This window comes from Mycobacterium neumannii (genome assembly GCF_002245615.1).
Classification (GTDB): domain Bacteria; phylum Actinomycetota; class Actinomycetes; order Mycobacteriales; family Mycobacteriaceae; genus Mycobacterium; species Mycobacterium neumannii_A.
Window position 1 is genome coordinate 341,520 of the sequence record NZ_NKCO01000002.1, and the last position, 26,543, is coordinate 368,062.

The following is a 26,543-nucleotide window of genomic DNA, read 5'->3' on the forward strand; positions in this document are numbered from 1 at the left end:
GTGAGCGTCCCCGCGCGCCCAGCGCCGCTCTTCGCTGACATCGAAGATGTCGGCAGGCGACTCGCCGAAACCGGCTATCTTCCCGACACCGCAACCGCCACAGCGGTTTTCCTGGCCGATCGGTTGGGCAAGCCGTTGTTGGTGGAAGGGCCCGCCGGGGTCGGCAAGACCGAGCTGGCCCGCGCCGTCGCGCAGTCGACGGGTTCGGGTCTGGTGCGGCTGCAGTGCTATGAGGGCGTCGACGAGGCCCGCGCCCTCTACGAGTGGAACCACGCCAAGCAGATCCTGCGGATCCAGGCGGGGTCCGGCGACTGGGACGCCACGCGCGACGACGTGTTCTCCGAGGAGTTCCTGCTCTCGCGCCCGCTGCTCACCGCGATCCGGCGCACCGAGCCGACGGTGCTGCTGATCGACGAGACCGACAAGGCCGACATCGAGATCGAAGGCCTGCTGCTGGAGGTGCTCTCGGACTTCGCGGTGACCGTGCCGGAGTTGGGCACCATCACCGCCGAGCGGCCGCCGTTCGTCGTGCTCACCTCCAACGCCACGCGGGAGCTGTCCGAGGCGCTCAAACGTCGCTGCCTGTTCCTGCACATCGACTTCCCCGATCCCGACCTGGAACGGCGGATCCTGCTGTCGCGGGTGCCCGAGTTGCCCGAGCGCCTCGCCGACGAACTGGTCAAGGTCATCGGTGTGCTGCGGGGGATGCAGCTCAAGAAGCTTCCGTCGGTGGCCGAGACGATCGACTGGGGCCGCACGATCTTGGCCCTGGGCCTGGACACCATCGACGATGCGACGATCGCGGCCACCCTCGGGGTGGTGCTCAAACATCAGTCGGACCAGATCAAGGCGTCCGGCGAGCTGAGGCTCAACTGACATGGCCGTCCGCCGGACCCGACCGCCGCAGCCGCTGGCACCGCACGGCCTGCCCGGTCATCTCGTCGGGTTCGTCGAAGCGCTACGAGCACAAGGTATCTCGGTTGGACCGTCGGAGACCGTAGACGCCGGACGGGTGGTCTCGGTGCTGGGACTGGGCGATCGCGACGCGTTGCGCGAAGGCATCGCGTGCGCGGTGCTGCGCCGCCCCGACCACCGCGACACCTACGACGCGATGTTCGACCTGTGGTTCCCCGCCGCGCTGGGCGCCAGGACGATCCTGGTCGAGGACGACGACGACACCGACGCCGACGAACCGGGTCTGCCGCCCGAAGACGTCGAGGCGATGCGTGCGGCGCTGCTGGACATGCTGGCCGAAAACCAGGACCTGGCCAACCTCGACGAGCGGATGGCCGCGATGATCGCCCAGATCGTCGAGGCCTACGGCCGGTACAACTCCAGTCGGGGCCCGTCGTACTCGTCGTATCAGGCGCTCAAGGCCATGAATCTGGACGACCTCGAGGGCCGGCTGCTGGCCGGCCTGCTGGCGCCCTACGGCGACGAGCCGACACCGACGCAGGAGCAGATCGCCAAAGCGCTTGCCGCACAACGCATCAACCAGTTGCGCAAGATGGTGGAGGGCGAGACCAAACGGCGCACCGCCGAGCAGCTCGGCCGCGACCACGTGCAGATGTACGGGGTGCCGCAGCTCGCCGAGAACGTCGAGTTCCTGCGCGCCTCCGGGGATCAGCTGCGCCAGATGCGCCGGGTGGTCCAACCGCTGGCCCGCACGCTGGCGACCCGCCTGGCCGCGCGGCGACGACGGTCGCGCGCCGGTGAGATCGACCTGCGCAAGACGCTGCGCAAATCGATGTCCACGGGCGGGGTGCCGATCGACGTCGTGCTCAAGAAACCCCATCCGGCGCGGCCAGAGCTGGTTGTGCTGTGCGACGTGTCGGGTTCGGTCGCCGGCTTCAGCCACTTCACGCTGCTGCTGGTGCACGCGCTGCGCCAGCAGTTCAGTCGGGTTCGCGTCTTTGCCTTTATCGACACCACCGACGAGGTCACCGAACTGTTCGGGCCCGACGCGGACCTGGCGGTCGCGGTGCAGCGCATCACCCGCGAGGCCGGGGTGTACACCCGCGACGGGCACTCTGACTACGGGCATGCGTTCGTGTCGTTCATGGACCGCTGGCCCAACGCGCTGTCGCCCCGCAGCGCGCTGCTGATCCTGGGCGACGGCCGCAACAACTACCGCAACCCCGAGATCGAGCTGCTCGCCCACATGGTCAACTCGAGCAGGCACGCCCACTGGCTGAACCCCGAGCCACGACACCTGTGGGGCAGCGGCGACTCGGCGGTGCCGCGCTACCAAGACGTCATCACCATGCACGAATGCCGCTCGGCCAAGCAGCTCGCCACGGTGATCGACCAGCTGCTACCGGTCTGACTTACTCCGCGAAATTGCGTTCCAGCAGAGAAAGTGCGAGTAGAGCCCTGCTGGAATGCCATTTCGCGGCAGCCCCGTAAGCTGGCTATTCGTGGCTCCGCGACGCAGGCTCGGCGTGATGGGTGGGACGTTCGATCCCATCCACAACGGCCACCTGGTGGCCGCTTCCGAGGTGGCCGACCGGTTCGGGCTCGACGAGGTCGTGTTCGTCCCGACCGGACAGCCCTGGCAGAAGGACCGCGACGTCACCGCCGCCGAGGACCGCTACCTGATGACGGTGATCGCTACGGCCTCCAACCCGCGGTTCAGCGTGAGCCGCGTCGACATCGACCGGGGCGGGCCCACCTACACCAAGGACACGCTGCGCGATCTGCATGCGCTCAACCCCGACGCCGATCTGTACTTCATCACCGGGGCCGACGCGCTCGCGTCAATCCTGACGTGGCAGAACTGGGAGGACATGTTCGCGATCGCGAACTTCGTAGGCGTCAGCAGGCCCGGATACGAGCTGGACGGCAAGCACGTCGCCGCGGCGGTCAAGGAGTTGCCCGACGATGCGCTGCGGCTGGTCGAGGTGCCCGCGCTGGCCATCTCCTCGACCGACTGCCGGAATCGCGCCCAGGAGAACCGGCCGATCTGGTACCTGGTGCCGGACGGCGTCGTGCAGTACGTGGCGAAGCGCAAACTCTATGCGCAACCGCTGACAACCCAAGGGAAGCATCAATGAGCGCCTCCGACGAAGCCGTTCGCATGGCGACGGTGGCCGCGAAGGCGGCCGCTTCCAAAGTGGCCGACGACGTGGTCGTGATCGACGTGTCCGGTCAGCTCGTCATCACCGACTGCTTCGTGATCGCCTCGGCCTCCAACGAGCGTCAGGTCAATGCGATCGTCGACGAGGTCGAGGAGAAGATGCGCCTGGCCGGCTACAAACCGGCCCGCCGCGAAGGCGCCCGCGAAGGCCGCTGGACGCTGTTGGACTACGTCGACATCGTGGTGCACATCCAGCATCAGGACGAGCGCAACTTCTACGCGCTGGACCGCTTGTGGAAAGACTGCCCGACCATCCCCGTCGATATCGGTGAGCCGTCGGCGCAGGCAGCCGCGGACGAGGACGGCGGGCCGTGAGGAGGATCCGGCGCCTGGTCATGCTCCGGCACGGGCAGACCGAGTACAACGCGGGCAGCCGAATGCAAGGCCAGCTGGACACCGACCTGAGCGATCTGGGACGTCATCAAGCCGTCGCCGCCGCCGAGGTGTTGGCCAAACGCCGACCGCTGGTGATCGTGTCGTCGGATCTGCGCCGCGCCCTCGACACCGCAGTCGCGCTGGGCGAACACGCCGGAATGCCGGTGAGCGTCGACACCCGCCTGCGGGAGACCCACCTCGGCCAGTGGCAGGGGATGACGCACCTGGAGGTCGACGCCGTCGCGCCGGGAGCCAGGCTGGCATGGCGCGACGACTCGCGGTGGGCGCCGCCGGGCGGTGAGAGCCGCGTCGACGTCGCCGCGCGCAGCAGGCCGCTGGTCGACGAGCTCGTCGACGAACACGCCGAGTGGGGGCTGGACCAGTCCGGCGACGGACCGGACCGGCCGGTGGTGCTGGTCGCCCACGGCGGATTGATCGCCGCGCTGACCGCCTCGCTGCTCGACCTGCCGGTGGACAACTGGCCGATCCTGGGCGGGATGGGCAACGCCAGCTGGGTGCAGCTGTCCGGCCACAGCGCCGTCGACGTGGCAGCCGCCGATGTCCGCTGGCGGCTCGACGTGTGGAACGCCTCAGCGCAGGTTGCCGGCGATGTCCTCTGAGCGTCAGACCCTGCTGGTCTTCTGCGATTCGTTGTCCTACTACGGGCCGACCGGCGGGCTGCCTTCCGACGATCCGCGTATCTGGCCCAACATTGTTGCCGCACAACTGGGTTGGGACGTCGAGCTGATCGGGCGGATCGGTTGGACGTGTCGCGACGTGTGGTGGGCGGCCACACAGGATCCGCGGGCCTGGGCGGCGTTGCCGCGGGCCGGTGCGGTCGTGTTCGCCACGGGCGGGATGGATTCGCTGCCGTCGCCGCTGCCGACCGCGCTGCGCGAACTCATCCGCTTCGTGCGCCCGCCGTTGCTGCGGCGCTGGGTGCGTGACGGGTACTGCTGGGTGCAGCCGCGCCTGTCGCCGGTGGCGCGAGCGGCGCTGCCCCCGCACCTGTCCGCCGAGTACCTCGAGATGACGCGTGGTGCGATCGACTTCAACCGCCCCGGGATTCCCGTCGTCGCGTGCCTGCCCTCGGTGCACATCGCCGATACGTACGGCAGGGCGCACCACGGCCGCGCGGGCACGGTCAAGGCGCTCACCGAATGGGCTGGGCAGCACGACGTTCCGCTCGTCGACCTCAAGGCGGCGGTCGGTGAGTACGTCATGAGCGGACAGGGCAACCCCGACGGGATCCACTGGAACTTCGAAGCCCATCGGGCCGTCGCGGACTCGATGCTCAAGGCGCTCGCCGAAGCCGGCGTGCCATGTCGGTGATCGTGGTGACCGACTCGTCGTCGCGGTTGGCGCCCGACGAGTTGAAACAGTGGGACATCCGGCAGGTGCCGTTGCATGTGCTGGTCGATGTGATCGATCTGCGGGACGGGATCGACGAGGTGCCCTACGACATTCACGACGTACCGCGCGCCAGCACCGCCGGAGCGGCGCCCGCCGACCTCGCGGACACCTACCGGCAAGCGCTGCGGGACAGTGGCGGCGACGGTGTGGTTGCGGTGCACCTGTCGTCGGCGCTGTCGAGCAGTTACAGTTCGGCGGTTCAGGCGGCCCGCGAGTTCGGATCGTCGGTGCGGGTGGTGAACTCGCGGTCGGCGGCGATGGGGGTGGGCTTCACGGCCGTGGCGGCGGCCAAGGCCGCCGCGTCCGGCTCGGACTTGGATTCGGTTGAGGCCGTTGCGCGTTCGGCGGCTCAGCGCACCCATGCCTTCATCGTGGTGCATCGGCTGGACAACCTGCGGCGAAGCGGACGGATCGGGACCGCGGCGTCGTGGTTGGGGACCGCGCTGTCGCTCAAACCGCTGCTGCGCCTCGATGTCGACGGCCGGCTCGTACTCGATCAGCGGATCCGGACGAGCACCAAGGCGCACGCCGCGATGGTGGACCGCATCGCCGACCTCGTCGGTGAGCGTCAGGCGTCGATCGCCGTGCACCATGTCGACAACCACGACGGCGCCGACCAGGTCGGCGCCGCACTGACCGATCGGCTTCCTCAACTCGAATCGCTCACCGTCACCGATATGGGGCCGGTGCTGGCGATTCATCTCGGCGCCGGTGCGATCGGCGTCGTCGTCCAACTGGCCGTATAACGTCCGCCGAAACACTTTTCCGGCTCTCACCCGCGGTTCGCGTACACAACAGTGCGCTCAATGGGGCCTTGTGGCAGAGATTGGTAAGTGATAACTTACGGTTCGTGCTGACTTACCAAGAGGGCGACGCCTGGGTGGCGATGGCCGACCGCACCCGGCGGTCGATCGTCGAACGCCTCGCACACCGGCCGATGGCGGTGGGTGAGCTGGCGCGCGAACTTCCGGTCAGCAGGCCGGCGGTGTCTCAGCACCTCAAGGTGCTCAAGCTCGCGGGCTTGGTGTGCGACCGCGCCGACGGCACCCGCCGCGTCTATCAACTGGACCCGGGAGGCTTGGCCGCGATGCGGGCCGAACTCGATCGGTTCTGGATGCAGGCGCTGGCCGGTTTCAAAGAGATAGTCGAGAGCGAAGGAGATCCACCATGACCTCAGCCCAGTCCGCGGTCATCCGCCACGACATCACGGTCAAAGCTCCTCTCGAGCGGGCGTTTCAGGTGTTCACCGAGAGATTCGGCGACTTCAAGCCCCGCGAGCACAACCTGCTCGGCGTGCCGATCGCGGAGACGGTGCTGGAACCCCGCGCCGGCGGTCGCATCTACGACCGCGGTGTCGACGACAGCGTGTGCGTGTGGGCGCGGGTTCTCGTCTTCGACCCTCCGCGCCGCCTCGTCTTCTCGTGGGACATCGGCACGACGTGGCAGGTCGAATCGGATCCGGCGCGGTGCAGCGAGGTGGAGGTGCTGTTCACCGCCGAGGCGGACGGCCGCACGCGCGTCACCCTCGAGCATCGCCACATCGAACGACACGGCGACGGTTGGGATTCCGTGGCTTCCGGTGTCGGCGGAGATGCGGGTTGGCCGTTGTACCTGCGCCGGTTCGGTGAGCTGCTGGAGTTGGAGGCGCAGTGACAGCGCCGATGCAGATGGCACGCGAGGAGCGCGAGGATTTCGCCGCGCTGCTCGACCAGTTGACCCCAGAGCAATGGGATCAGCCGAGTTTGTGCACGGACTGGCGGGTTCGCGATGTGGTCGCCCACGTCATCAGTTACGAGGAACTGAGCCGGCCCCGCGCAGTGGCCCGCATGGCATTGGGCATGCTGCGCCACAGGAATCCGAACGCGATCGGGGTCGCGTTGAACGCGGACAAGTCACCGTCGGAACTCACCGCGCTCATGCGCAAGTACGCCCGGCCGCGCGGCAGCACGGCCGGATTCGACGGACGGATCGCGCTCACCGACGGGATGGTCCATCAACAAGACATCCGCCGACCGCTCGACATGCCGCGCTTGCTCAAACCCGAAAGACTGGTCGTTGCATTGGAATTCGCCAAGTACGCGCCCTTCTTGAGGGGAGCGTGGCGGGCGCGCGGGCTACGACTCGTCGCGACGGATCTCGACTGGACTCATGGCAGCGGCCCGGAGGTGCGGGGTAGCGGCGAGGCGCTGCTGATGGCGATGGCTGGGCGAGGCGCTGCGCTCAGCGATCTCGACGGGCCCGGGAAAGCGAGACTGGCGCAGCGGCTCTGAGGATGTGGCGCCGTTGGGTTCACACCGCCGCGCGCCCGGTGATCGGCGGAAGGTCTTTGAGCGTCACGATGCCCGCAGGCGCCGCCACCACTGCGGGTACGGCGTTGGTCACCGGCAGCGCGGTGTAGATCATGCCCAGGCCCATGAAGCCGGGTTCCGTCCAGTCCCTCGGCGGCAGGCAATGTAGCACCGTGCGCATGTTGGGCAGCCCGAACACCTGGATCACATGGCCGTGTTCGAGCGGCTTCGGCGGGGTGACGTGTTCGCCCATGATCCAGTTGAACCCGACGCTGACGACGTTCTTTTCACCCACCCAACCGCGGTGGTAACCGTGGACCCCGGCGACCGTGCCCTCGGGAATCCGCATGAACCCGAGATCGGAATCGCCGGTGGCCGCGGTGAACGTGACGTCGAAGGTCATCCGGTCGAGCGTGGCGCCGATCGCGTCGGCCATCATCGCCGCCGACTCGGCGAACACCTCGCTTTCGCGCCGCACACGTTCGGCCAGGCCGGGGGTGTCCGGATCCTGCGAAAAGCCCATCGCGGTCTGCGTTCCCGCCGACTCATAGGTCGAACAATCCACCGACTCGGTGATACGGATCTCGTCGACGCGTTCGCAGGCGCCCGAGAGCACCATCCCCACCATGTTGCTCATACCGGGATGCGCACCGCTGCCGAAGATCGTCGAATTGCCCTTCTCGCAGGCCTTTCGGATCCTATCGAGGTCCTCGGGGGACTGCTTGCCGCCGGTGATCCACGCCGCGCTCGAGCAGACGTTGACACCTGCCTCGAGAAGCCGAGCCAACTCGTCGATGTCGGGCCACAACGGGTTGTAGCAGCAGGCGTCGGGTCGTTGGGCCAGAAGCGCATCGATGTCGTTTGTGGCCGTCACTCCGGTGGGTTCGGGCCAGCCGGCCAGTTCCGCCGCGTCGACGCCGACCTTGTCGGCGCCGTGGGCGTAGACACCGACGAGCTCCATATCGTCGCGCCCGATGATCGCGTGCAGCGACCGGCGGCCGATGTTGCCGGTCGTCCACTGAATGACCCGCAGCGGCCGGTCGGGTGTCGTCACGAAAACTCCTTGGTGTCGGCGATTCACATATGGGTGCCGCCGTCGACGCGGACCTCGGTACCGGTGACGAAGTAGGCCTCCGGCGCAGCGAGCATGGCGACGACGGCCGCGACGGCGTCGGGTTTGGCGAACATCCCGTCACCGTCGACGGGCAGTGTCGGCATGATCTTGCCGAACAGTGTGTAGTCGGCGTCCTCCGGCAGGCCGGGTCCGACGCTTTGGCAGGATTGCCCTGTGCCGTCGGTCATTCCCGATGAGATCGACCCGGGTTGGACGCAGTTGAACCTGATGCCCTGCTTGCTGAACTCCAGTGCCAACGTGTGCGTCATCGCCTGGATGCCGCCCTTGGACGCCGCGTAGGCCGACATGTAGGGATGCGCGAAGCTCGCCGACGTCGAGCTGAAGTTGACCACCGCCGGGGCAGTGCCGATGCGCAGCGCGGGCAGGGCTTCGCGGGTGACCAGAAACGTCCCGATGAGGTTGATGCGTAAAACCTGTTCGAAGTCGGCAAGCGTGGTGTCGGCAAAGTGCGACGACCGGAGGATGCCCGCGGCGTTGACGAGCGCATCGAGACCGCCCATTGTGGCGACGGCGCGTGCGACCCCGGCTTGCACCGAATCCTCGCTGCCGACGTCCATCACCACGGTGGTCAGTCCTGCGGTCGTCTCACCGGCCTTGGCCTCGGTGTCGGCCAGCCCGGCCTCGCTGACGTCGGCGGCGACCACGGTGCCACCCTCGTCGAGGATCCGCAGGACCGTCGCCTGACCGATACCGGATCCGCCTCCGGTGATCAGCACCCGACGGTCGGTGAACCGCTGCAACGTCGCCATCGGGGGAATGCTAGTGCGTTCGCGCGGCGCGGCTGGGCTATTCCGGGTCTCGCTCGGCGGGGTCTTCGGAGGCGGACGCTTCGGAGGCGGATGCGTCCGCCGGGCGGGAGTCGTCGGCAGGCTCGCCGCCGGCGGTACCGGGGCCGGCAGGCAACGCCGGCGTTTCGGATCCGTCGGGCAACGACAGCGCCACCCCTAGCGCGAGGAAGAACAGGATGAACAACGGCCCGCCGAGGTACGTGTTCATCGGCCCACCCGGGGAGATGAAGCTTCCCGGCGGCCCGATGATCGTGATGGTCTCGATCAGCTGCTCGACGGCGAAGACCGCGGCGACGATGCCGAGCCAGCGGGGGAAGCGTCCCTCGTTGGCCGCCAACAGGATCGGTGCGGCGACCATGATGTTCGCCACGGTCAGCAGGGGTCCGAACATCGTGACCACGTCGGCGAGCGCCCGCGCGGTTCCGGAGCCGAGATCGCCGGGGTGCAGCGATAACCCTGCGGTGAACCAAGTCGCGATGCTGATCTGGACGAGGACGACGGCCGACCCGATGGTGAACACGAACGCGTACGGTCCCGCGAGTCGGTCGCGGGCATGGCCGAGCACCACCACCAGAGCCAGCGCACCGAACGCCAGCAACAGTGCCTGGGTCCGCATCGCGCCGGAGTGTTCGTTGAGATGGGTGACGATGTCGAGGCCCGGGTGGTCGATGCCGGGCAACGCCGGAACCATCAGCAGCGCAACGGCGTACAGCACCGCGAACGCGACGGCCGCGACCATCGGCACTCGACGATCCACAGCAACACTGTAAACATCGGCCCTATCCCCAACGCTCATTTCATCCACAGGGCGAGTCGCCGGCCGCCGCCGGCGAGCCCCGCGGTCGGTTCCCGCGCCTAACTTCACAGGCATGCGGACTGAATTGCCTGCCGAGCGCGTGCAGCGCAGGCTGGGTGGGGAAGTGGAGCCCGAACCGGACGATGAGGGTCGGCCACCGGACACGTCGTTGACGCGCTGGTTGCCGGAATCCGCAGGCAGCGGCGCGGCCGGTTGGCTCGCGGCGGTCCGCGCAGATCCCGGTCGCGCCGGGGTCGTGGCGCTCGGTGGCGTCGGTCTCATTGCCGTGCTGGTGACGGTGTTCGTGCTGCTGCGCGACGACACCCCAGCGGTAGCGGCGGCCAAACTGCCGCCGGTGCAGATGGTTTCGTCGGCCAGCCCGACACCCGGTGGCACGCCGCCCGAACCAGGAGCCCCCGTCGTCGTCAGCGTCGTGGGCCTGGTCCACAAGCCGGGACTGGTCACGCTGGCTCAAGGCGCTCGGATCGCCGACGCGCTCACCGCGGCGGGTGGGCCGCTGGACGGCGCCGACCTGGTGGGGCTCAACATGGCCAGACGGATCGCCGACGGTGAGCAGATCGTCGTGGGCATCGCGCCTGCGGCGGGTGAACCGGCCGCCATGGGGAGCTCGGTCAGCACGGGCGTCGCGGCGCCGGCGTCGACGAACACGCCGTCGACGGGGGACAGCGGCGCACCGGCGGGCGGCACGGTTGACCTGAACACCGCGACGGTCGAGCAGCTCGACACGCTGCCCGGCATCGGGCCGGTGACGGCCGCGGCGATCGTGGCCTGGCGCGACGCCAACGGCCGGTTCACCAGCGTCGAGCAGCTCGGCGACGTCGACGGCATCGGACCGGCGCGGCTGGAGAAGCTGCGCGACCTCGTGCATGTGTGACTCCGGTGGCGGACGCCGACGCTGCCCCACTGGATCTGCGCCTGGTCCCGGCGGCGCTGACCGGTTGGGCGGTGACCGGCGCCGGAATCCTGTGGCCCGTCGGGGGATCAGCGGTCGCCGCCGTCGGCGCGGTGGCGGCCACCGCGGCGCTGGGGTGGTGGGGTAGTGGACGGCGAGCGGCGACCGACGGCAAGGGTGTCGGCGCGAGCGTGCTGGCGGTCGGGCTGGTAGCGGCGGGCTTCGCGATCGCGATCGGTTTGCGGGTCGACGAGGTGCGCGAGCATCCGGTCACCCAGCGCTACGGCACGGCCGCCGCCGTCGTGGTCACCCCGACGGAAAGCCCCCGTGCGCTCGGCGGCAACCGGACGATGTTCCGTGGCGCCCTCGTGGTGCTGGACGGACACGAGATGTCGGGCCACGTCGTGGTTTTCGCGTCGACCAGTCGCATCGCCGAGCTGACCGCAGGCACACCGGTGGCGTTTCGGGCTCGCATCGGGCCGCCCACGCGACGCGAACTCAGCGTGGCGGTGCTGTCGGCGATCGGCGATCCCACCTACGGCGAGGCGTCCGCCGTCCAACGTGCGGCCGCTGAGGTCCGCGCCGGATTCGCCGAGGCCGCGCGGCGGTCGCTGCCCGCCGATCAGGCGGCGATGCTGCCCGCGCTCGTGCTCGGCGACACGTCGAGTGTGCCGCGTCAGACGACGGCCGACTTCCGTGCGGCGGGTTTGACCCATCTCACCGCGGTGTCCGGGGCGAACGTGACGATCGTGTGCGGCGCAGTGCTGTTGACCGCGGGTTTCGTCGGGCCACGGGCGGCCGTCGGCCTGGCGGCGGTCGCACTGCTGGCGTTCGTGGTGGTGGTGCAGCCGACGGCGAGTGTGCTGCGCGCCGCGGTGATGGGGGCGATCACGTTGTTGGCGGTGTTGTCGCACCGGCGCCGCCAGGCCATTCCCGCGTTGTCGGCCAGCGTGCTGGCGTTGATGATCGGATCGCCGGAGTTGGCCGTCGATGTCGGGTTTGCGCTGTCGGTGTCGGCGACGGCGGCCCTGGTCGTACTCGCGCCGGTGTGGTCGCGGCGCCTCGTCGACCGCGGCTGGCCCAAGCCCGCCGCCGACGCGCTCAGCGTGGCCGCCGCCGCGCAACTGGTCACCGCACCGCTCGTGGCCGGGATGGCCGGGACGTTCAGCGTCGTATCGGTGGCCGCTAATGTCGCGGTGGCCCCGGTGATTCCGCCGATCACCGTGCTCGGCACCGCCGCGGCCGCGTTGGGTGAAATCTGGCCCGCAGGCACGGACCTGCTGATCCGGTTCACCGGCCCGGAGGTCTGGTGGCTGCTGCACGTGGCTCGCTGGGCGGCGGGTGTGCCGGGGTCGACGGTTTCGGTGCCGTCCGGACTGCCGGGCGTGATGTTGACCGCGGGCCTTGGAGTCGCGGTCGTCCTCGCGTGGCGCTACCGCTTCGTGCGGATCGCGGCGGGCGCAGCCGCGGTGTGCCTGCTGGCGTGGACGGTGTCGGGGCTGTCGGCTGGCCGTGACACGATCGTGGGGTGAGCGAAGCGTCGCAGTTGCATCTGGTGCTCGGGGACGAGGAGTTGCTGGTCGAACGCGCGGTGGCGGCGGTTCTTCGGGATGTGCGCAAACAGGCGGGCGTCCATGACATTCCGGTCGATCGCCTGCGCGCCGGTGAGGTCAGCACCAGCGAACTGGCCGAATTGTTGAGCCCGTCGCTGTTCGCCGAGGAGCGGGTGGTGGTGTTGGAGTCGGCGGCCGAGGCGGGCAAGGATGCGGCCGCGCTCATCGCCGAGTCTGCGGCGGACCTGCCGCCAGGCACCATGCTCGTCGTCGTGCATTCGGGTGGCGGGCGCGCCAAGGCACTGGCCGATCAGCTCAAGAAGCTCGGCGCGCGGGTGCATCCGTGCGCGCGTATCACCAAGGCCGCCGACCGTGCCGACTTCGTCCGCCGCGAGTTCCGCGCGTTGAAGGTGAAGGTCGGCGAGGACACCGTCACCGCGGTGCTGGACGCGATCGGCTCCGACATCCGCGAGCTGGCGGCTGCCTGTTCACAGTTGGTCACCGACACCGGCGGGGCGGTCGACGCGGAGGCGGTGCGCCGCTACCACTCGGGCAAGGCCGAGGTGAAGGGGTTCGACGTCGCCGACAAGGCGGTCGTCGGCGATGTGGCCGGGGCGGCCGAGGCGCTGCGGTGGGCGATGATGCGCGGCGAACCACACGTCGTGCTGGCCGACGCCCTCGCCGAAGCGGTGCACACCATCGCGCGGGTGCGGCCGCTGTCGGGCGACCCCTACCGGCTGGCGTCAGAGCTGGGCATGCCGCCGTGGCGGGTGCAGAAGGCGCAGAAGCAGGCGCGACGATGGTCGCACACCACCGTCGCCGAGGCGATGCGGTTGGTGGCCGCCCTCAATGCGGATGTCAAAGGGGCCGCAGCGGACGCGGACTACGCGTTGGAGGCGACGGTGCGGCGCGTCGCCGAGCTCATAGAAGACTGAGCGAACTCGAACGAACTCAGAGCTTGTTGAACGCGGAAGCCAGCCCCGACTTGCGGTTGGCGGCCTGGTTCTTGTGGATGACGCCCTTGCTGGCGGCCTTGTCCAGCTGACGGCTGGTCGACGCCAGCAGCTCCTGGGCCTTGTCCTTGTCACCGGCCTCGACGGCCGCCCGGAAGCCGCGCACCGCCGTGTGAAGCGACGACTTGACCGACTTGTTGCGCAACCTGCGGCGCTCGTTGGTCCGGTTGCGCTTCTCCTGCGACTTGATGTTGGCCACGCGTGTAGTCCTTCGTAAATCCTGTAGGGGTTTCCCAAAGTCTGATAGACGCCCGGCACGCGGGCAGCGAGGGTTCAGGTTACCAGCGGAGTGGGTAAATGCCCAAAGTGAGTCCTCTGGCCTGCCGAAACGTCCGAAGTGTTGCAGCATGGCAGGGATGAGCCTGCGTACCCTACCGACCGAGTCCACGCGACAATCGCGGAGCCCACGTAGGCAGGACAAGCGATATCAGGGCGTCTTCGCCGGATACAGCGATCTCGGTAGCTACGCCGAGGCCTTCGACGAGATGTTCGACGCCCAGGGCAACGTGCGGGGCCCCTACAAGGGCATCTACACCGAGCTCGCCCCTTCTGATGCCTCCGAGCTCGAAGCCCGCGCCGAGGCGCTCGGCCGCGCGTTCATCGACCAGGGCATCACGTTCTCGCTGTCCGGCCAGGAACGTCCCTTTCCGCTCGACCTGGTTCCGCGAGTCATCTCCGCGGCGGAGTGGACGCGCCTGGAACGCGGCATCATCCAGCGGGTCAAGGCGCTCGAGCTCTACCTCGACGACATCTACGGCGAGCAGGAGATCCTGCGCGACGGCGTCATCCCGCGCCGGCTGATCACCTCCTGCGAGCACTTCCACCGCGAGGCCGCGGGCATCGTTCCGCCCAACGGCGTGCGCATCCACGTCGCGGGCATCGACCTCATCCGCGACGCCAAGGGCGACTTCCGGGTGCTTGAGGACAACCTGCGCTCACCGTCCGGGGTGTCGTACGTGATGGAGAACCGCCGCACCATGGCGCGGGTGTTTCCGAACCTGTTCGCCACCCATCGGGTGCGCGCCGTCGGCGACTACTCGTCGCATCTGCTGCGGTCGCTGCGCAACGCGGCGGCCAACAACGTCGCCGACCCGACCGTCGTCGTGCTCACGCCCGGCGTCTACAACTCGGCGTACTTCGAGCATTCGCTGCTGGCCCGGCAGATGGGCGTCGAGCTGGTGGAGGGCCGCGACCTGTTCTGTCGCGACAACGCCGTCTACATGCGCACCACCGAGGGGGAGCGGCAGGTCGACGTCATCTACCGCCGCATCGACGACGCGTTCCTCGACCCGATGCAGTTCCGGCCGGACTCGGTGCTCGGCGTCGCCGGTCTGCTCAATGCGGCCAGGGCCGGCAACGTCGTGATCTCCAGTGCCGTCGGCAACGGCATCGGCGACGACAAACTCGTCTACACCTACGTGCCGACGATCATCGAGTACTACCTCGGCGAGAAACCGCTGCTGGGAAACGTCGACACGTTTCGGTGCTGGCTCGACGACGAGCGCGAGGAAGTGCTCGACCGCATCGACGAACTCGTCATCAAACCGGTCGAGGGCTCCGGCGGCTACGGCATCGTGTTCGGTCCGGACGCCTCGGAAAAGGAGCTCGCCGCCGTCGCCAAGAAGATCCGCAACGACCCGCGCGGCTGGATCGCCCAGCCCGTCATGCAGCTGTCGACCGTGCCCACCCAGATCGGCGACCAGCTGGTGCCGCGGCACGTCGACCTGCGCCCGTTCGCGGTCAACGACGGCGACGACGTGTGGGTGCTGCCCGGCGGGCTCACCCGCGTCGCGCTGCCCGAGGGCTCGCTGGTGGTCAACTCGAGCCAGGGCGGCGGGTCGAAGGACACCTGGGTGCTGGCGTCGCGCACCTCGGTCGCCGACCGCGAGCTCGGCGCCGCCGAAGTGGTGCGCAAGCTGCCCAAGTCCGCGCGTGGGCCCAAGGCCGAAAGCAGCGACGGGCAGACCCAAGACCAACAACAACAACAGCAGCAGTAGAGGGGTGGTGCGCTGATGTTGGCCCGCAACGCCGAATCCTTGTACTGGATCGGACGGTACGTCGAACGCGCCGACGACACCGCCCGCATCCTCGATGTGACCGTGCATCAACTGCTCGAGGACTCCAGCGTCGACCCCGACCAGGCCTCCCGGACACTGCTGCGAGTGCTGGGGATGGAGGCTCCCGACGCGCCGCTGGATGTGTGGTCGCTGACCGACATCGTCGCCTTCAGCAGAGGCACCCAGGGGTCGATCGTCGACGCCATCTCGGCGGCTCGCGAAAATGCCCGCGGCGCACGCGAAGTCACGTCCACCGAGATCTGGGAGTGCCTCAACACCACTTACAACGCGCTGGCCGAGCGGGAACGAGCCGCCAAGCGTCTCGGACCGCACGAGTTTCTCTCGTTCGTCGAGGGCCGCGCCGCGATGTTCGCCGGGCTGGCCGACTCGACGCTGTCGCGCGATGACGGCTACCGCTTCATGGTGCTCGGCCGGGCCATCGAACGGGTGGACATGACTGTGCGACTGCTGCTTTCGCGGGTCGGGGACAGCGCGTCGTCACCCGCGTGGGTCACGTTGCTGCGGTCGGCAGGCGCACACGACACCTATTTGCGCACCTACCGCGGCGTGCTCGACGCCGGTCGCGTGGTCGAATTCATGCTGCTGGACCGGCTTTTCCCACGGTCGATCTTCTATTCTCTGCGGCTTGCCGAACACAGCCTCGACGAGTTGATGAACCGACCCCACAGCCGCCTCGGCGCCACGGCCGAGGCGCAGCGGCTACTCGGCAGGGCCCGCAGCGAGCTGGAGTTCCTGCGCCCCGGTGTGCTGCTCGAGTCGCTGGAACAGCGGCTGGCCGGCCTGCAGAAGACCTGCTTCGATGTCGGTGAAGCGTTGGCGCTGCAGTACTTTCACTCCGCTCCGTGGGTGGCGTGGCACGACGCGGGTCACAACGGCACGCTCGTCATCGAAGAGGGAGAGCTCTGATGTGGCGGATGCGGGTCGTCCATTCGACCGGATACGCATACAAGTCGCCGGTGACGGCGTCGTTCAACGAGGCGCGGCTGACGCCGCGATCGGACTCGCGGCAGAACGTGATCCTCAACCGCGTGGAGACCGTCCCGGCCACCCGCAACTACCGCTACGTCGACTACTGGGGAACGGCGGTGACGGCGTTCGACCTGCACGCACCGCACACCGAGTTGGAGGTGACGTCGTCGTCGGTCGTGGAGACCGACGTCGACCAAATGTCCGGACGCGAAGTGACATGGGAGGACTTGCAATCCGAGGCCGTCGTCGACAGGTTCGACGAGGTCCTTGCGCCCACCCACTACACGCCCGCGAGCAAGCGCATCCGCCGGGTCGGTCAGCGCATCATCAAGGAACACGCGCCGCACGAGGCCGTCACCGCCGCCGCGTCGTGGGTGAGCAGCGAGTTGGCGTACGTCGCGGGCACCACCGGAGTGCACTCCTCAGGGCTGGACGCGTTGCGCGAGGGCAAGGGCGTCTGTCAAGACTTCGCCCACCTGACGCTGATCCTGTTGCGCTCCATGGGCATTCCCGCCCGTTACGTGTCGGGGTATCTGCATCCCAACCACAAAGCGGTGATCGGCGACACCATCGACGGGCAGAGCCACGCCTGGGTGCAGGCCTGGACCGGTGGCTGGTGGAATTACGACCCCACCAACGACGCCCCGATCAACGAGCAGTACATCAGCGTGGGTGTGGGCCGGGACTACTCCGATGTCACCCCGCTGAAGGGGATCTACTCCGGAGAGGGCTCGACCGACCTCGACGTCGTCGTCGAGATCACCCGGTTGGCCTGACCGGTCAGACGGCCGGCTTCGCCGAGATTCCGGGATGCACCTCGACGCGCAGCAGATCGTCACCGAGTTCGATCTGCCGGTCGAAGACCGACGCGGCGAGTGCGCGCCAGTCCTCTTCCTGTCCGGGTTCGATTGCGGGCACGTAATGGGTGAGGATCAAGATTCCCACGCCCGCGCGCGCCGCGGTCTCCGCCGCTTCCTCGACCGAGGAGTGGTAGTCGCAGATGTCGCGGATGCGCTGCATGGGCATCCGGTCGACCAGATCCTTGCGGATCACGGTGTGCACCAACGCCCCTGCGCCTGCCGCCAGTTCGTCGAGGCTCTCGCACGGGACGGTGTCGCCGGCCAGCACCACCGAGGCGTCGGCGTGCTCGACGCGGAAGCCGATCGTCGGGGCGACCGGGCGGTGGTCGGTGGGCGCGACCCGGATCGTCACGCCGTCGCGGTTCCACACCTCACCTTCGGTGTACTCGTGCACCTCCACCGGGGGCGGGGCCGTCAGGTCGGCGTGGTGGGCGATGCGGTATCCGATGTCGAAGCCGAACGCCTTGAGGGTGTGCTCGACCACCTCGGCGGTGCCCGGCGGTCCGATGATCTGCAGCGGCGTCTGCTCGGGCGTGAACGTCGACACCCAACGGCTGATGATCACGTCGCCCAGATCCGCGATGTGGTCGCTGTGCAGATGCGTCAACAGCAGCGCGGACAATCCGTTCGCCGGCGCTCCCGCGGCCGTCAGACGTTGCTGTACACCTCGACCGCAGTCGATCAGAAACGTCTGCCCGCCAGCGCGCACGAGCGTCGACGGGCCCGCCCGGCGGGCGTCGGGGATGGGACTTCCAGTGCCAAGCAGTGTGACCTCGATCATGGCCCCACATATACCGGAGGGCCTCGTCGAATTGGCGCCAATAGGCGCCGAAACGGTATTCCGGCAGCCATGTACTCGACTTTGCGCTGTTGGAATGCCGTTTCGCGACTTGCGCACCCGAGTGTGACCGGGTTGCAACCTCGCAAAGCCTTCCGCGCCGACTCAGTCCAACCTAGCCTGTGAGGAAGATCACGAGCGGAGGCAAGGATGCGGATCGCGGACGTGTTGCGGAGCAAGGGCGCCGCGGTGGCCACGATAACTCCGGAGACGTCGGTCTCGGGATTGCTCACCGAACTGGCGGTGCACAACATCGGCGCCATGATCGTGGTGTCGCCCGACGGTCTGATGGGGATCGTCTCCGAGCGCGACGTCGTGCGCGCGCTGCACCGACGGGGCGGCGAACTGCTCACCAAGCCGGTGTCGGAGATCATGACCACGCTGGTGGCGACCTGCGCTCCCGACGATTCGGTCGACAGCCTGAGCGCCCTGATGACGACGAACCGGGTCCGGCACGTACCGGTGATGGAGAACGGCAGGCTGGTCGGCATCGTCAGCATCGGCGACGTCGTCAAGACCCGGATGGAAGAGCTCGAAACGCAGCAGGAGCAGCTGCAGGCCTACATCACCCGTGGCTGACGTCGAGGTCGCTCCGGCGGCGCGGCAGCACGTGCGCCAGATGTCGGGGGTGCTGGCGCGCGCGTTCTACGACGACCCGGTGATGAAGTGGATGCTGCCGAACGATGCCGCGCGGGAGCGAGCCCTGTCACGGGTGTTCGCCACGATGATTCGCCACCACTTCCTGCGCACCGAAGGAGTCGAGGTGGCGGGCGGCCGGCGCATCGGGGCCGCCGCGCTGTGGGACCCGCCCGGCGAGTGGCGGCAGACCGGGCTCCAAGAGCTGCGGATGATGCCGGCATTCATCCGGGCGATGGGAGCCAATGTGCGGCGCGGCCAGGCGATGGCCGAGCTGATGAAGCAGCACCACCCCGAGGAGCCCCACTGGTATCTGGGGGTGATCGGCAGCGATCCGACGGTGCGCGGCACCGGATACGGGCAGGCGCTGATGCGCTCGCGCCTGGACCGCTGCGACGCCGAGCACGCGCCCGCGTACCTCGAGTCCAGCAACCCCGACAACATCGCCTACTACCGGCGCTTCGGGTTCGACGTCACCGGCGAGATCGCGTTGCCCGACGGCGGCCCGCCGATGTGGCCGATGTGGCGCCAACCGCGTTGATCCGGTGTGCGTGGACCAAGCGAAGCTGACGAGTGACCGCGAAGTGCCAGAAATCTACGGCGTGTCGCGGACGAACACGGTCGCTCGCGGTGACGAGCGTTCAACTCCAGGAGTATTCGGCACGTAGCCGCGCGGCCACGACCTCGAACTTCTCGCGGGCCAGGATCGCGCCTTCGCGACGGATGCCGTCTTCGGGCACATCGAGCACCCGGTCCAGGCGCACCCAACTCGCCCGCCCCTCGTAATCCCAGGTGCCCGAGCCGATGGCCACCCAGTCCGGGTCGTCTCGATGGTGATCCTGGCTGGACAGCATCAGGCCGAGCAGCGTGGACCGGTCGCGGCCCACCACCAGCACCGGCCGGTCCTTGCCCTGCGTCGGGTCGTCCTCGTAGACCACCCACGTCCACACGATCTCGCCCGGATCGGCGCGCCCGTCGAGGTCGGGGGCGTACACCACCTTGCGGGCGCGGTGGGCGGTGGGCACGAAGTGCCGGCTGACCGGTCGCCCGGCGGTGATCGCGGGCGCCTCGTCTCTGGATGCGCCGGCGATCGCGTCCAGACCGATCCGGATGCCCTGCTGGATGCCGCGCTGCACGGTCTCGGACTGACCGATCTGACGGATGATCTTCGGCGCCTCGTTGAACACCAGATTCTCGGCATACCTTTGGAATGTCTGCAGTGGTTTCCAGGGCGCAGGCATATTTCCGAGCATAAGCGAGCGCCGCCCAGCGCGATTGTGTGCTTCCGGCGCTGCCTGGATACGCTGGTGGCACCCGAAGTCCGCGTTCACCAGGAGATTCCCATCAGCACTTTCGCCGATCAGACCTTCACGGCGCCGGCGCAGATCCGGAACTTCTGCATCATCGCCCATATCGATCACGGCAAGTCGACGCTGGCCGACCGGATGCTGCAACTCACCGGTGTGGTCGCCGATCGCGATATGCGCGCGCAGTACCTCGACCGGATGGACATCGAGCGCGAGCGCGGCATCACGATCAAGGCGCAGAACGTCCGGCTGCCATGGAAATTGGGGGACCAGGAATACGTCCTGCATCTCATCGACACCCCCGGGCACGTCGACTTCACCTACGAGGTGTCGCGCGCGCTGGAGGCGTGCGAAGGTGCGGTGCTGCTCGTCGACGCCGCCCAGGGCATCGAGGCCCAGACGCTGGCGAATCTCTACCTGGCCCTGGATCGCGACCTGCACATCATCCCGGTGCTCAACAAGATCGACCTGCCTGCGGCCGACCCCGACCGGTACGCCGCCGAACTTGCCCACATCATCGGCTGCGAACCCGAGGACGTGCTGCGGGTCTCCGGGAAGACCGGCGCGGGCGTGGCCGACCTCCTCGACCACGTCGTGCGCGAGGTGCCGCCGCCCGTCGGCGACGCCGACGCACCCGCGCGGGCGATGATCTTCGACTCGGTCTATGACACCTACCGCGGCGTGGTGACCTACGTCCGCGTCGTCGACGGCAAGATCGTTCCGCGCGAACGCATCAAGATGATGTCCACCGGCGCGCATCACGAACTGCTGGAAGTGGGCATCGTCTCGCCCGAGCCCAAGGCCTCCGCGGGTCTCGGCGTCGGCGAGGTCGGATATCTGATCACCGGCGTGAAAGACGTGCGCCAGTCCAAGGTCGGCGACACCGTGACGACCGCCCGCCACGGCGCGGCCGAGCCGCTCACCGGATACCGGGAGCCGCGACCGATGGTGTACTCGGGGCTGTATCCCGTTGACGGGTCGGACTATCCGGTCCTGCGCGACGCGCTGGACAAGCTGCAACTCAACGATGCGGCGCTGACGTATGAACCGGAGACCTCGGTGGCGCTCGGATTCGGTTTCCGCAGCGGCTTTCTGGGCCTGCTGCACATGGAGATCACCCGCGAGCGTCTTGAGCGCGAGTTCAACCTCGACCTGATCTCGACGTCGCCGAACGTCGTGTATCGCGTTGTGCAGGAGGATGGTTCAGAAATCACGGTGACCAATCCGTCGGACTGGCCGGACGGCAAGATCCGCACGGTTTACGAGCCGATCGTCAAGACCACGATCATCGCGCCCAGCGAGTTCATCGGAACCATCATGGAGCTGTGCCAGTCGCGGCGCGGCGAACTCGGCGGCATGGACTACCTGTCCCCGGAACGGGTGGAGCTGCGCTACACGATGCCGCTGGGCGAGATAATCTTCGACTTCTTCGACGCGCTGAAGTCGCGCACCCGCGGATACGCCAGCCTGGACTACGAGGAGGCCGGTGAGCAGGAAGCCGACCTGGTCAAGGTCGACATCCTGCTGCAAGGTGAGCCGGTCGACGCGTTCAGCGCGATCGTGCACAAGGAGTCGGCGTACGCCTACGGCAACAAGATGACCACCAAGCTCAAGGAGCTGATTCCGCGCCAGCAGTTCGAGGTTCCGGTGCAGGCAGCGATCGGTTCGAAGATCATAGCTCGCGAAAACATCCGCGCGATCCGCAAAGACGTGCTATCGAAGTGCTATGGCGGGGACATCACCCGCAAGCGCAAGCTGCTCGAGAAGCAGAAGGAAGGCAAGAAGCGGATGAAGACCATCGGCCGGGTCGAGGTGCCCCAGGAGGCGTTCGTGGCCGCCCTGTCCACCGACTCGTCGGCCGCCGACAAGGCCAAGAAGTAGGACGGCGTGCGCTCGGCGGCGATGACGGCGGCGGCCGTGGGCGCATGCGCGATCCTCGCCGGCTGTTCGGCGCCCGCCGGTGATGCCCCGGCCCCGCAGATCGCCGAGGTGGCCAAACCGTCGCCGAACCGGATGCTGGACCAGGCTTTGCCCACGGCTGAGGAGCTGACCACGATGTTCGGGGCCAGCGGCTTCATGGGTCAGGTCGTCGAAGGTGGCGCCGACATGCTGCTGCAGGGCGTCCGGGAGGCCGAGGCGAGCCCGCCCGACTGTGTGAGCACCGGTTACCGGTTGGAGAAGGTGGTGTATCAAGCCAGCCCGGTGCGGTCGGTGGTCAGCCAGTCGTGGGCCGGAGGTGACGCCAACGGCCCCACCGTCACCGGGTTCTTCGGGGTGGTCGAGTTCATCGACGCCGATGCCGCGCAGGAGTTCTTCGCCTCATCGGCCGACAAGTGGCACCGATGCAACGGCCAGACGCTGGTGTTGAGCCAACCCGACCGCGGCGCACAGGGATCCAGCCGGATCACCGAGGTCGGCGTCGACGACGAGATCGTCTCGGCGGTGGTGATGCAGGACGCCGGATCGACGGTTCAGCGGGCCCTCGGTGTGGCAGGCGATTGCATCGTGGAGGTGGAGATCACCGACGTCGCCGGCCCCAGCCCGACCGGCGCCCGGCACGCGACCGCGGTCGCCGACCTGATGATGGACAAGATCGGCCAGTCCTGAGCATTCGGTCGAGATTGTCGGTTACGTCGCGAATCTGTTGGAGCTGACCGCGCGAACACGACGACGACAAAATCACTGGGTCGAACAGACCGCGGTGCTCTACACGTCGGCCGAGGAGGCGCAGCATTTCTTCAACTCGTCTCGAGAGACGTGGGGGGTTACACCAATTCCACTGTGGGCGTGAGAAATTCATGCGACGTATACTTGTGGAACTCGGTCAGGTTCGTACCGACGGCAAGATGGTCGCCCAGGTTACGACGCAACAGGATGCCGACGGCTTGTGCTTGCCAGCATGTGCTGTCGACTGCATCGAACCTGACCGTCGAGGCGTGGCCGTGCAGTTACTCGATCGGCGACGAGGCGGCCACCATCGCGCAGGACATGCTCGCCACGCGGCCAGATAACACCGCGCCGAGACTGGGCTTTCTGACGACCGGCGGCGGAGATCCATCAAAAACAGCAGTCTCGCCGAAAAGGCGATCTACATCGGGGCGTTGGCCGGGACGAAGACTCCGGAGCTGTCGGCTTCCTCCTCGGCCCGGATCACGTGCACGACCGCGTTGATCAACGCCAGGTGGGTGAACGCCTGCGGGAAGTTGCCGAGATGGCGGCCGGTGCGCGGCTCGATCTCCTCGGCATACAGGTGCAGCGGGCTGGCGAACGACAGCAGCCGTTCACACAGGTGTTTGGCGCGGCTGATCTCGCCGATCTCGACCAGGGCCGACACCAGCCAGAACGAGCAGATCGTGAAGGTGCCCTCCTCGCCGGACAGCCCGTCGTCGGTCTCGTCGACCCGGTAGCGCAGCACCAGGCCTTCCTCGGTGAGCTCGTCGGCGATCGCCAGCACGGTCGCGCGCACCCGCGGATCGTCGGGCGGCAGGAACCGCGTCAGCACGGCCAGCAGCAGCGAGGCGTCGAGCGCGTCGTCGCCGTACCGCTGCGTCAGCACACCGCGGGAGTCGACGCCGTGTTTGAGCACGTCGGCCTTGATCTCCTCGGCGGTCGCGCGCCACTGCTGCGCGTAGGACTTCTCGCCCTGGAACTCGGCGAGTTTCGAGCCGCGGTCCAGCGCGACCCAGCACATGATCTTGCTGCTGGTGAAGTGTTGCGGGTCGCCGCGTACCTCCCATATCCCGCGGTCGGGCTCCTTCCAGTGCTTGATCGCCTCTTCGACCTGCTGCTTGAGCACCGGCCACAGCGTGTCGGAGATCTGCTCGCGCGACTTGGCGTGCAGATACACCGAATCGAGCATGGTGCCCCAGATGTCGTGCTGCATCTGGTTGTACGCGCCGTTGCCGATGCGCACCGGCCGCGCCCCGTCGTATCCGGACAGGTGGCGCAGTTCCTCCTCGACCAGCGTGCGCTCGCCGCCGACGGCGTACATCACCTGAAGTGGGTGTCGCTCACCGTTGTTGGCGCCGGACACATCGGCGATGAACGCGAAGAAGTCGTCGGCCTCGCGGTCCAGGCCCAGTGTGTAGAGACCCCACAGCGCGAAAGTCGAATCGCGCACCCACGCATAGCGGTAGTCCCAGTTTCGTTCGCCCTGAGGCGTTTCCGGCAGCGACGTGGTGGGCGCGGCCAACAGCGCACCGGTCGGGGAGTAGGTCAGCCCCTTGAGCGTCAGCGCGCTGCGCTGGAGGTAGGCCCGCCACGGGTGGTCGGGGAAGTCGCCGATGTTGATCCACTGGCGCCAGGCCTCGCTGGTCTGCCACATCTTGTCGGCCGCCTCTTCATAGGTCTGTGGCGCCGGATGCTTGGACCACGACAGCGCGACGAACGCCTGGTCGCCTTCCTTCATCCGGGTCCGGGCCCGAGCCTCGTGGCCCTCCAGGCCGAGCCGCAGGTTCGTGGTGAGCCGAAGCGTGGGGTGCGCATCGGCGTCGCGGCTGGCGCGCGCGATCGCCTCGCCGTACGCCTGCGCGGAGTACTCCCACGTCGCGGGGATCCGGTGGTAGTCGAACGCCGGCTCGCAGTTCATCACCAGTTCGACGGTGCCGCTCACGCATCGCACGGTGCGCAGCAGGATGTGCTCGGCATCCCAGTCCATCGGTGTGCGCCGATGGGTGCGCGAACGGGTCTCGAGGTCATGCCAGGGACCCATCACCAATGCCTCGCGCACGATCAGCCACCCGGTGTGGGTCTGCCACGTCGTCTCCAGGATCAGGCTGCCGGGCAGGTAGCGCCGGGCCGAGGGCACCGTCACCCCGTAGGGCCCCAACCGGAAATGGCCGGCGCCGCGATCGAGGATGGCGCCGAACACACTCGGCGAGTCGGGCCGCGGCACGCACATCCACTCGACCGACCCGGCCGATGAGATCAGACACGTGTTCTCGCAGTCGGACAGGAAGCCGTAGTCGGCGATGGGCGGAAACGGGTTTCGCAACGCTCCGGTGGGCGCGTACGGCGTCGGTGCGGTCACGGTCAGCGGGGTGTTGTCCGTGACGGCCTGAGCCGGCTTCGCCCCGTTCTCGGTCTCCGTTGACCCGTCCGACGGCCCGGTTTGTTGCAGAACCATGCCGCCATCATCGACTGCCGACGCGCTCGCCGTCTACTTGTTGGCCGTAACGGCGCGTCAGCGGCGGGCGAAGGCCGGAATGCGTTCCGGTAGGGGACCGATCGCCACACCGTAGGCCGCCAAACGGCGCAACAACGGAAGCCCGGCGGCCACCCGCACGAACCGGGGCGCTTCGGCCTGGCCGGTCGAAGCGACGGCGACCGCGATGACACGGCGGTGGATCAGCCTTTGCACCGACTGGATCAGCGCGGCGGGCAGCCAGCGCCGCGCCTGCACGCGGGCCAGATGCCTGGCCGACAGGCTGCCCGAGCGCAACGGACCCGCCAGGATCCGGCCTGCGGCGACGGCGTCGGCCACCGCGAGGTTGATCCCCACCCCGCCGACCGGCGACATCGCGTGGGCGGCGTCGCCGATAAGCAGCAGGCCGTCGCCGTACCAGCGCCTGAGCCGGTTCAACTGCACGTCGAGCAGCTTCACGTCGTCGAACGACGTCACCGCCCCGATGCGGTCGGCCAGCCACGGCACCAGCGCCACCACACCGCGATGCAGCGACCCGATTCCCTGCGCCCGCAACTCCTGGTCGCGGCCCTTGGGGATGACGTAGGCGCACTGATAGTAGTCGCCGCGGTCGATGACGATCTGCGCGTGCCCGGCCCCGAGGACACCGGCGAGCCCGTGCGGGTCGTCGGGATCGCGGGGCAGCCGGAACCACCAGACGTCCATCGGCACACCGAAGTCCTTCGGCTTGAGCCCCATCTCGGTGCGCAGCGTCGATGACCGCCCATCGCAGGCGACGGTCAACGTCGCGCGCATCTCGCGCTCCTCACCGTCGGCGCTGCGGTAGCGGACACCGACCACCCTGTCACCGTGACGGATCGGGCCGAGCACCTCGGTGCTGCGCAGCAAGGTGAACGACGGCTCTCGTTGAGCGGCAGTGGCCAGCAGCTCCAGGAAATCCCACTGCGGAACCAGCGCAATGTGTTTGTGCGGACCGGGAATTCGCTGCAGATCCATGGTGACCGGCGTGTCCTGCACCGTCATCGACAGCGTGTCGATCTCTCGGTGCGGAATCGCCGCGAACTCGTCGGACAGCCCCAACTCGTCGAGCAGCCGCAGCGTGCTGGCATGCACGGTGTCACCGCGGAAATCGCGGAGGAAGTCGGCGTGCTTCTCCATCACCGTGACGTCGACCCCGGCGCGGGCCAGCACCAACGCGAGCATCATGCCCGCTGGACCGCCGCCGGCCACGATGCAGGTGGTGTTACCGGCACGCAGAGCGGGGTCGGAGTCGGCGGCCACGCCCCCATCTTCGCATCGCCT

Annotated in this window: 28 protein-coding genes; 20 read left to right on the top strand and 8 right to left on the bottom strand. The window is 68.1% G+C overall.

The window, feature by feature from the left end; all coding sequences use genetic code 11:
- From CEX88_RS04280 to CEX88_RS04325, 10 genes are all read left to right on the top strand, one after another.
- The gene (locus tag CEX88_RS04280; RefSeq protein ID WP_068200830.1) at positions 1-876 is read left to right on the top strand and encodes an AAA family ATPase; all 876 of its coding nucleotides are present in this window, start codon (positions 1-3) and stop codon (positions 874-876) included.
- A 1-nt stretch (position 877) separates the two neighbouring features.
- Positions 878-2,326 (top strand): vWA domain-containing protein, encoded by a 1,449-nt coding sequence (locus tag CEX88_RS04285; protein WP_094292508.1) that lies wholly within the window; start codon positions 878-880, stop codon positions 2,324-2,326.
- Between the two features lie 55 nt (positions 2,327-2,381).
- Positions 2,382-3,053: a nicotinate-nucleotide adenylyltransferase gene (gene nadD, locus CEX88_RS04290; protein ID WP_202931363.1), complete on the top strand. Its 672-nt coding sequence runs from the start codon at positions 2,382-2,384 to the stop codon at positions 3,051-3,053.
- Positions 3,050-3,451: a ribosome silencing factor gene (gene rsfS / locus CEX88_RS04295; RefSeq protein ID WP_094292510.1), complete on the top strand. Its 402-nt coding sequence runs from the start codon at positions 3,050-3,052 to the stop codon at positions 3,449-3,451. The genes nadD and rsfS overlap by 4 nt, the downstream gene beginning before the upstream one ends.
- Before the next feature lie 20 nt (positions 3,452-3,471).
- Complete coding sequence (gene gpgP / locus CEX88_RS04300) at positions 3,472-4,131, top strand: glucosyl-3-phosphoglycerate phosphatase (RefSeq protein WP_094292569.1); 660 nt, start codon at positions 3,472-3,474, stop codon at positions 4,129-4,131.
- Positions 4,121-4,843: a diglucosylglycerate octanoyltransferase gene (gene octT / locus CEX88_RS04305; RefSeq protein WP_094292511.1), complete on the top strand. Its 723-nt coding sequence runs from the start codon at positions 4,121-4,123 to the stop codon at positions 4,841-4,843. Before gpgP ends, octT begins: the two co-directional genes overlap by 11 nt.
- Complete coding sequence (locus CEX88_RS04310) at positions 4,834-5,670, top strand: DegV family protein (RefSeq protein WP_066841658.1); 837 nt, start codon at positions 4,834-4,836, stop codon at positions 5,668-5,670. The genes octT and CEX88_RS04310 overlap by 10 nt, the downstream gene beginning before the upstream one ends.
- Positions 5,671-5,810: 140 nt before the next feature.
- A complete protein-coding gene (locus tag CEX88_RS04315; RefSeq protein WP_369829765.1) occupies positions 5,811-6,095 on the top strand; it encodes an ArsR/SmtB family transcription factor in 285 nt (94 codons plus the stop codon).
- Positions 6,092-6,577: an SRPBCC family protein gene (locus CEX88_RS04320; RefSeq protein WP_094292512.1), complete on the top strand. Its 486-nt coding sequence runs from the start codon at positions 6,092-6,094 to the stop codon at positions 6,575-6,577. Before CEX88_RS04315 ends, CEX88_RS04320 begins: the two co-directional genes overlap by 4 nt.
- An 8-nt stretch (positions 6,578-6,585) precedes the next feature.
- On the top strand, positions 6,586-7,194 hold the full coding sequence (locus tag CEX88_RS04325; RefSeq protein WP_094292570.1) for a maleylpyruvate isomerase family mycothiol-dependent enzyme: 609 nt from the start codon (positions 6,586-6,588) through the stop codon (positions 7,192-7,194).
- Positions 7,195-7,213: 19 nt separating this feature from the next.
- On the opposite strand, the gene CEX88_RS04330 is transcribed toward CEX88_RS04325, so the two are convergent.
- The 3 genes from CEX88_RS04330 to CEX88_RS04340 are packed head-to-tail and all read right to left on the bottom strand — an operon-like array spanning position 7,214 to position 9,892.
- Positions 7,214-8,266, bottom strand: a complete 1,053-nt coding sequence (locus CEX88_RS04330) for an NAD(P)H-dependent amine dehydrogenase family protein (protein ID WP_066841661.1) — start codon at positions 8,264-8,266, stop codon at positions 7,214-7,216.
- A 23-nt stretch (positions 8,267-8,289) separates the two neighbouring features.
- On the bottom strand, positions 8,290-9,096 hold the full coding sequence (locus CEX88_RS04335) for an SDR family NAD(P)-dependent oxidoreductase (protein ID WP_202931364.1): 807 nt from the start codon (positions 9,094-9,096) through the stop codon (positions 8,290-8,292).
- A 37-nt stretch (positions 9,097-9,133) separates the two neighbouring features.
- Positions 9,134-9,892, bottom strand: a complete 759-nt coding sequence (locus tag CEX88_RS04340; RefSeq protein WP_231987602.1) for a hypothetical protein — start codon at positions 9,890-9,892, stop codon at positions 9,134-9,136.
- 112 nt (positions 9,893-10,004) lie between these two features.
- Between CEX88_RS04340 and CEX88_RS04345 the strand changes: the two genes are divergently transcribed.
- From CEX88_RS04345 to holA, 3 genes are read left to right on the top strand one after another with little or no spacing between them, the layout of a single operon-like run.
- Positions 10,005-10,826 (top strand): ComEA family DNA-binding protein, encoded by an 822-nt coding sequence (locus CEX88_RS04345; RefSeq protein ID WP_066841662.1) that lies wholly within the window; start codon positions 10,005-10,007, stop codon positions 10,824-10,826.
- A gap of 5 nt (positions 10,827-10,831) precedes the next feature.
- Positions 10,832-12,376, top strand: a complete 1,545-nt coding sequence (locus tag CEX88_RS04350) for a ComEC/Rec2 family competence protein (protein ID WP_094292572.1) — start codon at positions 10,832-10,834, stop codon at positions 12,374-12,376.
- A 14-nt stretch (positions 12,377-12,390) separates the two neighbouring features.
- The gene (holA, locus tag CEX88_RS04355; protein ID WP_197696717.1) at positions 12,391-13,332 is read left to right on the top strand and encodes a DNA polymerase III subunit delta; all 942 of its coding nucleotides are present in this window, start codon (positions 12,391-12,393) and stop codon (positions 13,330-13,332) included.
- Between the two features lie 16 nt (positions 13,333-13,348).
- Here holA and rpsT read toward each other — a convergent pair whose 3' ends face one another.
- Positions 13,349-13,609 (bottom strand): 30S ribosomal protein S20, encoded by a 261-nt coding sequence (gene rpsT, locus CEX88_RS04360; RefSeq protein ID WP_064396786.1) that lies wholly within the window; start codon positions 13,607-13,609, stop codon positions 13,349-13,351.
- 157 nt (positions 13,610-13,766) lie between these two features.
- On the opposite strand from rpsT, the gene CEX88_RS04365 reads away from it, so the two are divergent.
- The 3 genes from CEX88_RS04365 to CEX88_RS04375 are packed head-to-tail and all read left to right on the top strand — an operon-like array spanning position 13,767 to position 17,233.
- Positions 13,767-15,407, top strand: coding sequence for a circularly permuted type 2 ATP-grasp protein (locus tag CEX88_RS04365; RefSeq protein ID WP_318284634.1), 1,641 nt, complete (start codon positions 13,767-13,769; stop codon positions 15,405-15,407).
- 15 nt (positions 15,408-15,422) lie between these two features.
- Positions 15,423-16,394, top strand: a complete 972-nt coding sequence (locus CEX88_RS04370) for an alpha-E domain-containing protein (RefSeq protein ID WP_064405768.1) — start codon at positions 15,423-15,425, stop codon at positions 16,392-16,394.
- Positions 16,394-17,233, top strand: coding sequence for a transglutaminase family protein (locus tag CEX88_RS04375; protein ID WP_066841664.1), 840 nt, complete (start codon positions 16,394-16,396; stop codon positions 17,231-17,233). The genes CEX88_RS04370 and CEX88_RS04375 overlap by 1 nt, the downstream gene beginning before the upstream one ends.
- Positions 17,234-17,237: 4 nt before the next feature.
- Here the strand turns inward: CEX88_RS04375 and CEX88_RS04380 are convergent, their stop codons facing one another.
- A complete protein-coding gene (locus tag CEX88_RS04380) occupies positions 17,238-18,098 on the bottom strand; it encodes a ribonuclease Z (RefSeq protein ID WP_066841665.1) in 861 nt (286 codons plus the stop codon).
- Between the two features lie 207 nt (positions 18,099-18,305).
- Between CEX88_RS04380 and CEX88_RS04385 the strand changes: the two genes are divergently transcribed.
- Both CEX88_RS04385 and CEX88_RS04390 read left to right on the top strand, forming a co-directional pair.
- On the top strand, positions 18,306-18,734 hold the full coding sequence (locus CEX88_RS04385) for a CBS domain-containing protein (RefSeq protein WP_066841666.1): 429 nt from the start codon (positions 18,306-18,308) through the stop codon (positions 18,732-18,734).
- The gene (locus CEX88_RS04390; protein ID WP_066841667.1) at positions 18,727-19,332 is read left to right on the top strand and encodes a GNAT family N-acetyltransferase; all 606 of its coding nucleotides are present in this window, start codon (positions 18,727-18,729) and stop codon (positions 19,330-19,332) included. The genes CEX88_RS04385 and CEX88_RS04390 overlap by 8 nt, the downstream gene beginning before the upstream one ends.
- A 100-nt stretch (positions 19,333-19,432) precedes the next feature.
- Here CEX88_RS04390 and CEX88_RS04395 read toward each other — a convergent pair whose 3' ends face one another.
- A complete protein-coding gene (locus CEX88_RS04395; protein ID WP_066841668.1) occupies positions 19,433-20,044 on the bottom strand; it encodes a type II toxin-antitoxin system PemK/MazF family toxin in 612 nt (203 codons plus the stop codon).
- A gap of 21 nt (positions 20,045-20,065) precedes the next feature.
- On the opposite strand from CEX88_RS04395, the gene lepA reads away from it, so the two are divergent.
- A complete protein-coding gene (gene lepA, locus CEX88_RS04400) occupies positions 20,066-21,979 on the top strand; it encodes a translation elongation factor 4 (protein WP_231987609.1) in 1,914 nt (637 codons plus the stop codon).
- A gap of 6 nt (positions 21,980-21,985) precedes the next feature.
- On the top strand, positions 21,986-22,705 hold the full coding sequence (locus CEX88_RS04405) for a sensor domain-containing protein (RefSeq protein ID WP_066841670.1): 720 nt from the start codon (positions 21,986-21,988) through the stop codon (positions 22,703-22,705).
- Positions 22,706-23,186: 481 nt separating this feature from the next.
- Here CEX88_RS04405 and CEX88_RS04410 read toward each other — a convergent pair whose 3' ends face one another.
- A complete protein-coding gene (locus tag CEX88_RS04410; RefSeq protein WP_064396771.1) occupies positions 23,187-25,223 on the bottom strand; it encodes a glycoside hydrolase family 15 protein in 2,037 nt (678 codons plus the stop codon).
- A 57-nt stretch (positions 25,224-25,280) separates the two neighbouring features.
- Entirely contained in the window at positions 25,281-26,522 is a 1,242-nt protein-coding gene (locus CEX88_RS04415; RefSeq protein WP_274381081.1) for an FAD-dependent oxidoreductase, read from the bottom strand.
- Positions 26,523-26,543 lie beyond the last annotated feature (21 nt).